The following is a 14,744-nucleotide window of genomic DNA, read 5'->3' as shown; positions in this document are numbered from 1 at the left end:
AAAGAGGTCTTTTTTTATTTTCCATTAATTGGTAATTCAATTTTGAAGATAACACCAGTTGGTTGGTTATCGGAGACTGTAATTTTCCCTTTGTGGTTGGTTACAATCTCTTTAGCGATGGCTAATCCTAGTCCATTACCACCGGTTTGACGTGAACGGTCTTTATGAATTCGATAGAATCGATCAAAAATCGATTTCTTATCAGCATCATCAATTGATGGACCATCATTTGTAACTGTTAAATAATATTTGTTGTTTAACTGATAATCTTGAATCTGGATTTTTGTTCCTTTATCGGTATATTTTAGCGAGTTGTCTAACAGAATTACTATTAACTGAGTTAATTTCTTAGCATCAGCCATAACAGGAGTAGTTACTGTTAAGTTTGATACTAATTTTTTACCTTGAGATTCAGCAACTTCACTGAATGTTTCAATAGTAGGATTTAATCGATCTTTTGGAATAACTTTTTCAAAATTCATTAGATTATTATTTGTATCACTTCGAGCCAATGTTAGAAGTTCGTCAGTTAACGAAGTGAGTCGATTAATCTCAGTTAGGGACACCGAAATTGATTCAGCTTGATCTAATATTGTGTCATTAGGCTTAGTTAAGAGTATCTCTAATTTACTTTGAATAATTGATAATGGAGTTCGCAATTCATGAGCAGCATCATTAACAAAGTCGGTTTGTTGTTTCCAAGATTTTAATACCGGCTTCATATTTTGACGAGTCAATACATATGCTAGAACTAAAGATAATAACCAAAAAGCTACAAAAGAAGTAATTAATACTTTAGTAAAGTTTTGAAGAGCATCTTTTTCGGTATCCATATTTTGGAAGATGTATACATAATTACCGGCATATCGAGGGTTAGGAGTTTTGCCATTAAACTTGATTAAGTGAGAACGGAAAGTCATGTTATTGATAGTAACGGTTCTTGTGATTCCAACATTTTTCTTCTTTAGTTTAATATTTTTAAAATTATCATAACGATCACCTAAGGTGTCTTCGTTAAGAATTTTCCCGTCTTTGTCGTAAATCAATATATCGGTTTTAAATGGAGCATTAGGGAATTTATTGCCAGTTGTCTCTGAAGGTTTAAGGTCTTTTAATGCTTGGAAATCTTGGCCAGGAATATTCATTTGAATTTGTAATTGGATAGAATTGTCAGTTTTTGCTTGTCTTTTTATCGATTGTACTTGCTTATCGATAGAGTCATCAACTCCAGACAAAGTGATATTTCTAAACAAAGTAAAGATAATCAATCCCAAAGTTAAAAACAGGATAGCAAAACCAATGATTGTTTGAATGTAGACCTTTGTTTGCTGCTTTTTAATAGTTTTAGTAGTTTTCATTTCTCTCCTTGAAAGATATAACCAACATTTCTAATAGTCTTAATTAAGTCTTTATCAATATACTTATGAAGTTTCTTACGGAGATTACTCATATATACTTCAATAACTGTAATAGAAGTATCAGAGTCAAAATCCCAAATACGTTCGAAAATTTGTTCTTTAGTCAGAATTGTATTGTTATTTTGAATGAGGTAAACCAATAAGTCAAATTCTTTACCATTCAAGTCAACAACTTGTTCATCAATAGTAACTTCGCGACTGGAAATATTAATAGAAATATTTTCAAAAGTTAACATTGAGTCATCATTTAATGAACCACCACGTTTGAGAAGAGCTTTGATTCGCATGACTAACTCTTCGCCATGAAACGGTTTAGTTAAATAATCATCTGCGCCCAATTCAAATCCGTGAACCTTATCATTTAATTGATCTTTTGCGGTTAACATCAAAATAGGAATAGAAATCTTATCTTCACGAAGTTTCTTTAAGACATCATAACCACTTTGACCTGGCAACATAATATCTAAAATAATTAAATCGTAAATATTTCTTTGTGCTTCTAATAATCCCAAAGTTCCATCAAAAGCTTGTTCAGTCTCAGCAAAAGGGCTGACAAATGAAACTAAGTTGTCTGAAATGTCTTCATTATCTTCTATTATTAGTATTTTTATTTGTTTTTTCATTTTTTTATCCTGCTTAAGTTTAATTTAAGGTACGAAAATTACTATGTGTTTATTATACGAAACGAGGTAGTAATTATGAAGAAGAGGAAAAAACGTATTATAGCAATAATTATTTCGGTATTAGCTTTTTTTGTTATCGCCGTATCAGCCGTGTGGGTCAACGCAAAGACTGTAGGCGTATATACTGATAAAGAAATAATCGAGAATATTGATAGTAATTTAATAACAACTAGACAAAAAAGTCAAAGTAATCTTGTTAATGAATATAAAAAACTGGAGTTAAGTGATGACTACACATGGGAGAACATGTATATAAAGGTCAATCCATTCAAGACTTCTCCATTATCTGCGTTAGCTATATTCAAAACAGATACTGCTACTAAAATAAAAGTTGAAGTAGTCGGTAAGACGGACAAAACATCTATTGTTAATGAAACAGATGAATATAAGACTCAACACAGTATATCAATCTTAGGACTTTATGCTGACTACGCTAATAAAGTTAAGATTACTGCCACAGATAAAGATGGTAATGAAACAACTAAGACCATCGAAGTTCAAACACAAGCCTTACCTGAGAAATTAAGTAAGTTGAAGATGACTGTTACTAAAAACGATAAGACAAAAATGGATATAGGTGATAGTAACTTGACGATGATTATTCGTTCATCTAAACAACCTTTTGGTATAGATGCTGATGGTGAGATACGTTGGTACTCAACTGATTATGCCCAACATATTTTCAAACAATTGAGTAATGGACACATATTACTTATGAATAAAGAAAATAATAGTGAAAAAGTATATAACAATTTGAATGAGACTGATTACATGGGTCGAATTTATAAAGAATACAACTTCAATGGGGATACAAGTACTAATGAAACATCCTCAAGTGATGACGAAACAACTATTGTTCATCATGATGTTATTGAATTACCTAATAAGAACTTGTTGTTGACTGTGTCAGATGGCTCTAAATATATTGAAGATACAATGGTTGAAGTTTCCTATAAGACAGGAAAGATTGTTAAAGTTATTGATTTGAAAAAAATCTTACCAACTGAAATGTATAAAGATTATGACTCAACGACTAGATCTGATGGCAAAATCGATTGGTTCCATCAAAACTCAATTGAATATGACACTTCTGATGATTCAATAATTATATCTAGTCGTCATCAAGACATGATTATGAAGATTGATTATAAGACTAATGGAATTAAGTGGATATATTCAGGTAAAACAGATTGGCCTTCTAATTATCCAAAATATTTATTAGTTCCTAAGAGTGGTACAACAATAACCGGTGGACAACATGCTGCAATAATTGTCCCAGGTACAAATACAGATAGTGATAAAGATAATGTGAATATTATGCTTTATAACAATAACTACTCAGTAACTAATGGTGATGATTCAACATCAGGCAAGTATTCGGAAGGTGTCGAATATAAAATTAATGAAGCTGATCACACGATTGAAGAAGTGACTAGCTATGGTAAAGATCTAGGATCTGAAGACTTTACTGATCGTATTGGTAGTTACAGATATTTAAGTAGTACAAATAGATTAATAAACTTTGGTTACTTAAATTCACAAGATGGTCATGCATCAGATATTGTAGAGACCTACAACAATGAAGCAGTATTCAAAGTGAGAATTAGTAATTTTGGTGATAAAGAATGGGCATATCGTGCAGAACGATACAGCTTATACACCACTGATGCAGAATATGAATTGTAGGAGAATATGACTATGAATTTTTTAAAAAGAGCATGGCAGAATATTACCTTTAAAAAAGGACGAAGCCTACTGTTAATAATTGTTATGACAGTTATTATGGTTTTCATAATGGCGGGATTATTGATTAGAAACGGTGCGGTAGCTACCGTTGAGAATACAAAAAATGAAGCTGGAGCAAGCGTTACACTTGCTGCTGATCGACAAAAAGCTTTTTCTAAGATGAGAAAGCAAGCTAGTTCTTCTGGCGAAAGACCTAGTTTGAATATGGAGTCAGTATCGTTAAAAACAGTTAAAAAGATTGCTAAATTATCACAGGTAAAAAGCTACAATGTAAGTGTTTCTACCAGTGTAGATGCTGATTCTTTTGACTCTATCTCTACTTCATCAGGATCAAGCGTAATGATGGGTGGTGGTGGACCACAAGGAGAATCGGATGATGATTCTACAACCGGTGATATTACAGTTAACGGTGTTAATGATATGTCCACAATCACAGAGTTTAAGAATAATAAGAGCACAATTAAGAGTGGTCGCGCCTTAAACAGTGATGATGTTGGGACTAAAAATGTAGTTATCGAAAATGAATTAGCTAAAGAAAACGACTTAGAAGTCGGAGATACTATAACTGTTAAAGACACTACATCAGATACAAATTCGTATGAGTTGACTATAGTAGGTATCTATAAAGCTAGTTCAACAAGTACTAGCCAAATGATGGGACCAGGACAAAGTGATCCATCTAATACTATCTATACAGCTTACGATTTAGCTAATACATTTAAAGGACAATCAGGCAAAGTTGATAGTGCTACTTATAGTTTGAATAGTCCAACACAAAAATCAGCGTTTATTAAAACAGCTAAGAAAGATATTAATACAAACAAATTCAGTTTGGTTGCTGATGATAGTACTTATCAACAACTTAAAAAATCAATGAAACAAATGGAAAGCTTTGCTAATAAGATTGTCTGGTTAGTAGCAATTGCTGGAACAATTATCTTAGCGTTAATCATTATTTTAATGGTTCGTGAAAGACGCTATGAAATGGGTGTATTGCTTTCATTAGGTGAGAGTCGCATTAAGATAGTTGGTCAATTATTAGTTGAAATGTTAATGTTGTTGATCGTAAGTTTAACCTTAGCGGGAGCAACTGGTAAATTTGCTGGACAAGCGTTAAGTAAACAAATGATGTCACAAATTACATCTACTACAACTAGCTCGACAGACCAACCAGGAAGAATGGGTGGAGCTCCAACAACTGGGCCATCATCTAATTCTGGTGAGAAACCTAGTGGACAACCTAACGGTCAACCAGGACAAACTGCTAATAATGGTACTAATAAACAAAATCAACCAGAGATGAAATTGCAAATTAGTGCAGTAACATTATTACAATTAGGCGCCTTTGGATTCACTATTATAGCTTTCGCTGTATTATTAGCATCAATGAATATCTTGAGATTAGAACCACGAAAAATATTAATCGGTTAATAAGGAGGTAGTGTTTATGCTATCAACAAAAGATGTGAGTTATTGGTATGACAATCAAGAAGGTGCATTATATAAAGACGTTAATCTAGATTTTGAATCAGGAAAACTTTACGGAATAATTGGAAGTTCTGGTTCAGGTAAAACGACACTGTTGACAATGCTTGCCGGTCTAGATAGGCCAAGTAAAGGAGAAATATTATATAACGATACTTCTCTTAAGCAAATTAGTCTTTCTAAATATCGTAATCAATATGTATCAATAGTTTTTCAATCATATAATCTATTACCTTATATGTCAGCCGTAGATAATGTAGTAACTGCTATGAAAATCACTCATTCAGAAAGTGAAAACATGAGAGATAAGGCGATGAGAACTCTAGCAAAGGTAGGGATTGACGAAACTCTAGCAGTAAAGAATGTCTTGAAACTCTCAGGTGGACAACAACAACGGGTAGCAATTGTAAGAGCGATGTGTTGCGATGCACCAATTGTAGTTGCTGATGAACCTACAGGAAATTTAGATGAAACTAATACCCAAGAAATAATCACACTATTTCAAGAACTTGCACATGAACAAGACAAATGTGTGATACTTGTTACTCATGAAAAAGAAGTATCCAAAAGATGTGATATTCAATATGAACTTAGCAAAAAGAAATTCACACAAGTTTAAATAAAAAAGATTCAATGTCTTTAGACATTGAATCTTTTTTTATTTGTTATACATTTCGTTTAAGTGATCTAACACCATATTGTAATTAGGTTCATTTGATTGGTTCTCAAGAATTTCACGATAAGTAATAATTCCTTTAGTATTAACCACCCATACTGAACGTAAGTCTATTCCTAAAGCGGGAACATAAAGACCTGTTTTGTTTCCAAAATCATGATTAATATCAGATAGCATTTCCATATTTTTAACATTTTCAGCAGCACACCAATTAGCTTGTTGATCAGAAGTGTTAGTTGAAATAGTGATGAAGTTTACTTCTGTATGACCATCTACTTCTTGATTAAAATGACGAGTCTGAAGGCTACATACTCGAGTATCAATATTTGGAACAACACTGAGTAGGAGAGGTTTATCAGAGATTAGTTCTTTAAGTGTAACTGTTTGTCCATCCTTATTCAGAACAGAAAAATCAGGGAACAATTCTCCTATCTCAGGACGATTTCCTGGTGCTTCTACTGGTTCATTATGAAATAAATAACTCATATTTTCACAACCCTTCATTGTTTACTATTTATAATACTTATAAGTAGATAATTTAGCTAATAAAAAGCACTAATATACCAAATCTCGCTTTTTGTATTTTTGAAGACTTAGTATTATTAAGATAACAGTACTAATTACAAAAGTAATGATATAGGTGGTTTCTAATGGGGATGTCCAATTCTTATTTATGAGGCCAAATAGCGAGATATCAATTGCCCAATTAGGCATATTGAATAGTTTTCCAAAATAAATAACAAAGAATCCGTAGTAAAGAACTATCCAAATGAGATTGGTTAGTTTAGGAACGAAAGTGACGAGGATTATTCCTAATGAAATGACGAATATTATAATCGATAAGAATGAACTCGAAGCATTGACGAAGTGATTCAAAGAAATTGGATTATTGAGAGATTGATATTGTGCAATATATAAACCTAAGGTGCCAGATATAAAAGTTAATACGGTATCTAATAACCCAATTCCGGTATAAGTAATGAAAATTTTAGTACGGGATACGCGTTTACTATGAACTATTTCTAAATATCCTTTTGTTTCATCATTCTTAATTTTGTATATATGAATTAATCCGGGAATTAAAGAAATAATGGCAAAAATCCCTAGAATCATAAAAGAAAAATTAGTAATCATCATATTTTTTTGCGCCGCAATTATTTGTGTTAAATAAGGATTATCAGCGACTATCTTGTTAATATCTTTGAAGATGGAACCGTAAGTTAACCCCGCTATAAAAATCACAATTATCCAAATACTCATAGAAGTTGTTTGATTTTTGAAGTTGAGAGAAGAAAATCCAGCCAGTAATTTAGATGCATGATCTTTACCTTTTGAACTAGGCAATAGTCCAGAATTAATATCTCTATGTAATTGTAAGAATAAGCTTAAGGAAATTAAAATAATTGTAGAGACAATCATTAATATAATAGGAAGATAGTAGTTTTTATCAGTTAATGAAAGGTTAGATAACCATCCTAAAGGAGAATACCATAACAGTTTATTATCTTTTGCCTGTGTTCCTAAAATCACCACTATATAAGATAGTAGAAATAAAACATAAGACATGATATTAACGCCACTTGAAGAATTAGCAAGTTGGGCAAAGAAGATTGTAATTGTACCGAATAATAGTGCGATTAAGCTTGTACTAATAGAGAAGAGAAAAGCTGATTCTGTGCTTAAACCATCGATATTTAATAGATTTAGTCCAATAAAATTAGTAATAAAAATGGCAGAAAAAAGTATAAAAAGTTCTAAAAAACTAGCCATAGGTAAGGCAAGTCTACCGATACTTTTAGATAATAACAATTCGCTAAGATTAGATTCTTCTTGATTGCGCGTATTTTTAATAGCTATGATAATGGCAAAGATGATACCTAAAATAGCGGTCCAATGGAGCATGACAGAGCTGAAAAAACTACCAATAGAATTATCTCCGTGATAAACACCAATAATAGCCTTCATAGCAGGTTGTTTTAAAGTTTCAATCATGGCAATTCTTGAAGATTCACTATCATAAATAGTTGGGAAAATCGTGGCTACACCAAGCACTAAAAAAACAATAGAAAGAAATGTTCCTATTAATAGTAGCCAATCTTTAAGAAGATAAGTTTTAGTTAAATAACCTGTTTTTTTAAATATACTCAACATTATTTATCACCACTAACTTTGTAGTATTGTAAAAATATTTGTTCCAAAGTTGGTTTAGTAGTTTTAAGTTTGATTATCTCTAAGGTGGTTAAGTAACTAATTACAGAATTAAGGTTTTTAGCATCAATTTGAAAACTAACATGATTTTTTTCGATTACTAAATTATTTACTCCAGACAAGTTCTTAAGATCAATGGGTTCATCTTTTGTTGTAGCTTCAACAAGAGTTGAAGTGAGATATTGCATATCTTCTAATGTTCCTGTTTCAACAATTTGTCCGTCTTTGATAATCGCAATACGATCAGCAACTTTTTCTACTTCGCTTAAAATATGACTAGATAACAGAATACTTTTGCCTTGTTGTTTTAGTTTTAATAAATGATTTTGAAAGACTTCTTCATTTAAAGGATCGAGACCAGAAGTAGGCTCGTCAAAAATATAAATTTCAGCTTCAGTTGAAAAAGCTGCAATAAGTGCGACTTTTTGTCTATTACCTTTTGAATATGTTTTATTTTTTTTAGTGATATCTAATCCGAAGTCCTTAATTAATTTGTCAGTTTTATTTGTATGTTGTTGATTGTTCATTTTTAATAGAAGGTCAATAGTTTGTCCTCCAGTAAGATTCGGCCAAAGGTAGACATCACCGGGGACATAAGATAATTTCTCGTGAATTTTTGATGCGTGTTTAAACGCGTCCATTCCAAAAATCTCCACACTACCCATACTTGGACGAAGAATTCCTAAAATAGATCTAATAGTCGTAGATTTACCTGCACCATTGGGTCCAATGTAGCCAAGAACTTCGCCACTATGAAGTTCTAAGTTTATATCGTCTAGTGCCGTAACATCTTTGAATTTTTTAGTTAAGTGATTAATTTTTAATTGTACAGTCATAATTGACCCTCCAGAATTTAAGGTGATAATAATATTGGCATGTAAGAAAGTCAATATAAGAATGAACTTTGGGATTTATTGCTTAATTCAAATTTTAAAGCTAACATGAACTAGGTAATTAGTCGTAATGGAGTAATGAAAGATGATTAAAGTGAAATTAGAGCCATTAACTGAAGATGATTTTCAAGATTTCTCAGAATTGTTGAAGGATTCAGAAATAGAACAAGCAGGCATTGGAGAATTATCAAACCAACAAGCACGCGATTTTTTTGAACAATTAATTAATGATTCTTTACATAAAAAACTTACTGATAATAAGGGAACATTTTTAGGAATTATTTTAATTAACAGTAGAGGTCTAGATGAGTCTTTAATTAATACTAAAGAATTAGGAATCGCAATAGTTCAAAAGTATAGAAATCAAGGAATTGGAACTATGGCAATTAAACTAGTATCTGATTACGCTAAAACAGTTGGGATTACAGAGCTTTGGGCGGCTACTAATGAGTCTAATATTGCTTCACAAAAAATATTTACAAATAATGGTTTTGAATATAAATATGATGTTGATATGAGTATGTTGAATTTACCCATACAAAAATATTATTTAAAACCGATCAATCGTTGAAATTAATCAGTGAATAACATACAATGATTTTAACAAATAGAGGTGCATTGATTATTAGTAAATGAAAGTAGTTGTCATGGCAACGTTGATTTTTATTGAAAGGATGATTTGCCGAAATGGGAATTTTCTATGAAAAATGACTGTTGGGATATTACTTAATAGGTAATGTACTGTCGCAGAAATGCGGGGCGCTATTATAACTGAATGAGTGTAAACTTTAACTCTTTGTTATATGCGTAATGCTATAGCAAAGAGTTTTTTGGTTATTTTAACTATTTGTAATACTTTATAAGTAGGTAACGAAAATGAGTGAGGGTACAGAAGTTAAAAGGTCTCTAAAGACAAGACATTTATCAATGATTGCCTTGGGTGGAAGTATTGGGACTGGATTGTTTGTTGCCAGTGGATCGGCTGTTTCTACTGCAGGACCTGGTGGAGCAATGGTTGCATATACTGCAATCGGAATTATGGTTTATTTTTTAATGACCAGTCTTGGTGAAATGGCTACATATATGCCAGTGTCAGGATCTTTTTCAACTTATGCGAATAAGTTCATTGATCCTGCTGTTGGTTTTGCTTTGGGTTGGAACTATTGGTTTAATTGGGCGATTACTTTGGCAGTTGATCTTTCAACTGCTGCGCTTGTCATACAATTCTGGGTACCAACACTTCCTGGATGGTTAATTAGTTTGTTTTTCTTAGTCGTTATTTTTTTAATAAATATTATTTCTGTTAAAACTTTTGCGGAATCTGAATATTGGATGTCTATGATCAAAGTCATCACTGTTCTTGCTTTCTTAGTATTAGGCGGATTGATGATATTCTTTGGTTTTAACGGTAAGCCAAGTGTTGGTTTAAGTAATTTCCATTATAAAGATGCACCATTTGTTGGTGGGATTCCTGCAATGTTAAGTGTGTTTGTTGTTGCTGGATTCTCATTTCAGGGTACGGAATTAATCGGAATTACTGCTGGTGAATCTGAAACTCCTGAAAAAAGTATTCCTAAGGCTATCAAACAAGTATTTTGGAGAATTCTTCTATTCTACGTAGTAGCAATGTTTGTAATTGGGGCGTTGATTCCTTATACATCACCTAAGTTATTAGGCTCAGGTGTTCATGATATTGCGATTAGTCCATTTACCTTAGTTTTTGAAAAAGTTGGGCTAACTGGGGCTGCCGATGTTATTAATGCGGTTATTTTAATTGCAGTATTATCAGCGGCTAATTCTGGGATGTACGCTGCTACTAGAATGCTATGGTCAATGGGAGAAACTAACTTTGCTCCCAAGATTTTTGCCAAAACAAGTAAACGTGGAATTCCTATTTTTGCATTGATGGCTACCGGATTATTTGGATTCTTAATTCTTTTAGAAAGTATTTTTGGAAAGAATGTTTACCAATTATTAGTGGCGGCTAGTGGATTGACGGGCTTCATCGCGTGGCTTGGAATTGCTTGGTCTCATTATAGATTCAGAAAAGCCTTTATTATTCAAAAAAAGGATTTAAATGTTTTAAAATATAAAGCACCACTTTATCCGTTTGGACCAATTTTAGCGATTGTCTTAGGAATAGTAGTTATTTTTGGCCAAGATATTAACTCTTTAGTTAATTTTAATTGGTTTAATTTGACAATAAGTTATATGAGTATTCCATTGTTTATCGGCTTTTATAGTTACTACAAAATCAAATATAAGACAAAGTTTGTTAAATTAGACGATATTGAGTTGTAAATTGATGTTTAAAAAAGTAAAATATATTAATAAATAATTGATAAGTCCTAGGAGGAATCTATTGGAAAAGTCAAATGATTTATTTTTAACTTCTTCAGACGCAGAAAAACTCAATTTATTCGTTAAAATTACACAAATTAAGGTCCGAGAAATGGCTGATTCAGATAGATTAGCTACTTATCATGCTCTTGATTTTGATATTGATGAAATAAACTTGCGACAAGTTGCCTCTGTGCTTAAACGCAGTTATGGTAGTATTTATAATACATACTTAGGTATTCTTTCTGATATGGAAGAGATTTTAGATAAGAAGAATCCTACTACTTCAGAGATATTTAATGTTGATCCAGACCGTTATCATTTCTACTTAGTTAAGAATTCTCATCCGTACAAATTCATTATGGACTGCATTATTAATGATGAATGTCAGTCTTTTGAGAAGTTTTATGAACGTGAGAACAGTAGTAAAGCGACAGTTCTTCGTCATCTTAAACCGATACGTACTATTATGAAGAAGTTTAATCTTCGCTTAACTTATGAGCCAATTAAAATAATTGGTGATGAAAAAATGATTCGTCTTGGTTTAACAGGGCTAATATGGAATGCGACTCGTGGCTATGAATGGCCTTTTGCTAAAATTCCGAGAGAAGAATGTTTAAACTTTGTTGAATTTGCCTTGAATGAATTCAATATTCCATTGCCTGATAAGACAACTTTAGAATTTTATGCTACTTTTGTGGCAGTAAATACTAACAATATGTATCAAGGTAATATTATTACTAATCAAGATTTATCAATAATGTTGTTACGCTATCCTTATCCGAATGTCGTTAAGTATTATCGTGAAGCACATAAAACTGCTATGAATGTTGAAATGACATCTGAACAAGAGTTGTTAGAGTCAGCACATTATTACTTGTACATTACTTGTATGCCAACGTTTATGCCACAAGGTGATGCGGCTATTCAAGAAATCACTAACTTATTTGAACAATCGAATCCAGAAGTAACTAAGTTCGTTGATGAAGTTATTAGTGCATTCCCATTAGATTTACAAAAATCTATGAGATATAGCGACAATGCAATGCAACAGTTTAAAAATAATTTTACAGCTGCAACAGTTGCTAGTATTGCCTTCAAAGGTAATTACATGGGATTGTCGGAGTTTTATCTAAATTATCAATTATCAATGGAACAACTAGATTATCCTGAATTACGTCATATGACGCTCGATACTGTTCAACATGTTGTTTCTAGAGATGAATATCAAAGTTTTGTAAACGATGCAGTCAATATTGCTGATGGTTTGTATAGTTTGATTAGTCGTCGAGTAATCTTGAATCGTGAAGAAAACCGCGTACAGGTTTTTATAGGTATGGAACGATTCTTCTTGATTCATAGTGACTTGATGCAAATGATTGAGTCAATTCCGTTTGTTGATATTAATGAAAATATCGAAGAAGCAGATCTTGTAATAGCTGAAAGCGAAAAATTAATTCCTGAAGGAATTAATAAGAATGCATACAAATTCCAGTGGATTAATGATGGAATTGATGGACAATATGGCGAATTATATAGTTTAATACATGAAATTTGGACTAATCAAAAAACTTTAGTTGATAAGTTGAAATAAATATAAAAATTGATTATTATATAAATTAACAAGGATGCCCATAGGTAATTGCAGAGAGCTGACGGTTGGTGTGAGTCAGTAAATACCGTATTCCAGCATTCTAAATTTGGTTAATCACCAACGATGAGATATCGATATCATCTATTTTGAGAGCAGATATTATTTATGATGTCTGAATCTGGGTGGTACCGCGTGCAAACGTCCCTGTTATTTAATAACAGAGGCGTTTTTTATTTTGATAAACTAAAGGAGAAAATTATGTTAGATATTAAACAAATTAGAAAAGACCCTGATTGGGCTAAAGATAAATTATCATCACGAGGAGTAAAAGCAGAAGAAATTGATGAAGTTGTCAGTTTAGATGTTAAGCGTCGTGAAATTTTGGTGGAAACAGAAAACCTAAAGGCAAAACGAAATGATGTTTCACAAGAAATCGCAGTAGCTAAGAGAAACAAAGAAGATGCAACTGAACAAATAAAAGCTATGCAAGAAGTATCATCGCAAATTAAAGAACTAGATAATCAATTAAACAAAATTGATGAGAAAATGAACTATATCTTAGTTCGTTTACCTAATTTCCCTGATGACTCAGTTCCCGTAGGACCTGATGAAAGCTTTAATGAAGAAGTGAAAAAATGGGGAGAAGTTCGTAAGTTTGATTTCAAACCAAAGGCACATTTTGAAATAGGTGAAGATTTAGGGATTTTAGACTTTGAAAGAGCGGCTAAAGTTTCTGGTAGCCGATTTGTTTATTATGTTGGATTAGGAGCACGTTTAGAACGAGCTGTATATAACTTCATGTTGGATCAACATGCTCAAGAAGGTTATCAAGAAATGATTACACCATACATGGTCAATGGTGAATCAATGTTTGGTACTTCGCAATTTCCTAAGTTTACCGAAGATGTATATACAGTTATTAATGAAGAAGATCCACTAACATTAATTCCTACAGCTGAAGTACCTTTAACAAACTTCTATCGTGGTGAAATTTTAGAAGAAGCAGATCTTCCCCAAAAATTCACAGCACTTAGTCCAAGTTTCCGTTCAGAAGCAGGAAGTGCAGGCCGTGATACGCGTGGATTAATTAGAATGCACCAATTTAACAAAGTTGAAATGGTGAAATTCACAACTCCAGAAACATCATTTGATGAATTAGAAGCTATGACAAGAAATGCTGAAAGCATTCTTGAGAAATTAAACTTGCCATATCATAGAATTGTTTTGGCAAGTGGAGATGCTAGTTTCTCAGCAGCTAAGACTTATGACTTAGAGGTATGGTTACCAGCTCAAGATATGTATCGTGAAATATCAAGTTGTTCAGATTGTATCGATTTCCAAGCTCGTCGAGCTCAAATCCGTTACCGCAATGCCGATGGTAAGGTTAACCTACTACATACACTTAATGGATCGGGATTAGCCGTGGGAAGAACCGTAGCTGCAATCTTAGAAAATTATCAAAACGAAGATGGTTCAGTTACTATTCCAGAAGCCTTAGTACCATATATGGGTGGAGTAACAAAAATAACAAAATAGCTTAGAAATAACTTGACTAGATTTTTTAAACAAGATATTATTTATTAGTCGTCAAGTTATATTCCGGTTTAGCTCAGTTGGTAGAGCACCTGACTGTTAATCAGGTTGTCGTCAGTTCGAGTCTGACAACCGGAGTAAAAAAGCCAGCTTTAAGCTGGCTTTTTT

Annotated in this window: 12 protein-coding genes, 1 tRNA gene and 1 riboswitch; of the genes, 8 read left to right on the top strand and 5 right to left on the bottom strand. The window is 32.5% G+C overall.

The window, feature by feature from the left end:
• Positions 1 to 14 precede the first annotated feature (14 nt).
• On the bottom strand, positions 15 to 1,358 hold the full coding sequence (locus RD055328_RS05780) for a cell wall metabolism sensor histidine kinase WalK (protein ID WP_244087844.1): 1,344 nt from the start codon (positions 1,356 to 1,358) through the stop codon (positions 15 to 17).
• Positions 1,355 to 2,041 (bottom strand): response regulator transcription factor, encoded by a 687-nt coding sequence (locus RD055328_RS05775; RefSeq protein WP_244087843.1) that lies wholly within the window; start codon positions 2,039 to 2,041, stop codon positions 1,355 to 1,357. The genes RD055328_RS05780 and RD055328_RS05775 overlap by 4 nt, the downstream gene beginning before the upstream one ends.
• A 75-nt stretch (positions 2,042 to 2,116) precedes the next feature.
• Here RD055328_RS05775 and RD055328_RS05770 point away from each other — a divergent pair, with 75 nt between their 5' ends.
• From RD055328_RS05770 to RD055328_RS05760, 3 genes are read left to right on the top strand one after another with little or no spacing between them, the layout of a single operon-like run.
• On the top strand, positions 2,117 to 3,787 hold the full coding sequence (locus RD055328_RS05770) for an aryl-sulfate sulfotransferase (RefSeq protein ID WP_244087842.1): 1,671 nt from the start codon (positions 2,117 to 2,119) through the stop codon (positions 3,785 to 3,787).
• A 12-nt stretch (positions 3,788 to 3,799) separates the two neighbouring features.
• On the top strand, positions 3,800 to 5,278 hold the full coding sequence (locus RD055328_RS05765; RefSeq protein WP_244087841.1) for an ABC transporter permease: 1,479 nt from the start codon (positions 3,800 to 3,802) through the stop codon (positions 5,276 to 5,278).
• 16 nt (positions 5,279 to 5,294) lie between these two features.
• Positions 5,295 to 5,951 carry an ABC transporter ATP-binding protein gene (locus tag RD055328_RS05760; protein WP_244087840.1) on the top strand — a complete coding sequence of 219 codons (657 nt, stop codon included), beginning with the start codon at positions 5,295 to 5,297 and terminating at the stop codon, positions 5,949 to 5,951.
• Positions 5,952 to 5,990: 39 nt separating this feature from the next.
• Here the strand turns inward: RD055328_RS05760 and RD055328_RS05755 are convergent, their stop codons facing one another.
• The 3 genes from RD055328_RS05755 to RD055328_RS05745 all read right to left on the bottom strand — a co-directional run bounded on the left by RD055328_RS05755 (position 5,991) and on the right by RD055328_RS05745 (position 9,052).
• Complete coding sequence (locus RD055328_RS05755; protein WP_244087839.1) at positions 5,991 to 6,494, bottom strand: peroxiredoxin; 504 nt, start codon at positions 6,492 to 6,494, stop codon at positions 5,991 to 5,993.
• Positions 6,495 to 6,563: 69 nt separating this feature from the next.
• A complete protein-coding gene (locus RD055328_RS05750) occupies positions 6,564 to 8,159 on the bottom strand; it encodes an ABC transporter permease (protein ID WP_244087838.1) in 1,596 nt (531 codons plus the stop codon).
• Complete coding sequence (locus RD055328_RS05745) at positions 8,159 to 9,052, bottom strand: ABC transporter ATP-binding protein (RefSeq protein WP_244087837.1); 894 nt, start codon at positions 9,050 to 9,052, stop codon at positions 8,159 to 8,161. The genes RD055328_RS05750 and RD055328_RS05745 overlap by 1 nt, the downstream gene beginning before the upstream one ends.
• A 142-nt stretch (positions 9,053 to 9,194) precedes the next feature.
• On the opposite strand from RD055328_RS05745, the gene RD055328_RS05740 reads away from it, so the two are divergent.
• From RD055328_RS05740 to RD055328_RS05720, 5 genes are all read left to right on the top strand, one after another.
• Positions 9,195 to 9,680, top strand: coding sequence for a GNAT family N-acetyltransferase (locus RD055328_RS05740; protein WP_244087836.1), 486 nt, complete (start codon positions 9,195 to 9,197; stop codon positions 9,678 to 9,680).
• A gap of 29 nt (positions 9,681 to 9,709) precedes the next feature.
• Positions 9,710 to 9,882, top strand: a riboswitch (Lysine riboswitch).
• A 103-nt stretch (positions 9,883 to 9,985) separates the two neighbouring features.
• Positions 9,986 to 11,410 carry an amino acid permease gene (locus tag RD055328_RS05735; RefSeq protein WP_244087835.1) on the top strand — a complete coding sequence of 475 codons (1,425 nt, stop codon included), beginning with the start codon at positions 9,986 to 9,988 and terminating at the stop codon, positions 11,408 to 11,410.
• 61 nt (positions 11,411 to 11,471) lie between these two features.
• Positions 11,472 to 13,043, top strand: a complete 1,572-nt coding sequence (locus RD055328_RS05730; protein WP_244087834.1) for a helix-turn-helix domain-containing protein — start codon at positions 11,472 to 11,474, stop codon at positions 13,041 to 13,043.
• Between the two features lie 258 nt (positions 13,044 to 13,301).
• Positions 13,302 to 14,579, top strand: coding sequence for a serine--tRNA ligase (serS, locus tag RD055328_RS05725; protein WP_244087833.1), 1,278 nt, complete (start codon positions 13,302 to 13,304; stop codon positions 14,577 to 14,579).
• Positions 14,580 to 14,641: 62 nt separating this feature from the next.
• Positions 14,642 to 14,714: transfer RNA gene (locus RD055328_RS05720), tRNA-Asn, on the top strand.
• Positions 14,715 to 14,744: the final 30 nt, after the last annotated feature.

The organism is Companilactobacillus sp. RD055328 (assembly GCF_022835675.1).
Taxonomy (GTDB): Bacteria; Bacillota; Bacilli; order Lactobacillales; family Lactobacillaceae; genus BQUT01.
The sequence above is the reverse complement of the archived record's forward strand: the minus strand, read 5'-3'. Positions and strand labels throughout refer to the sequence as shown.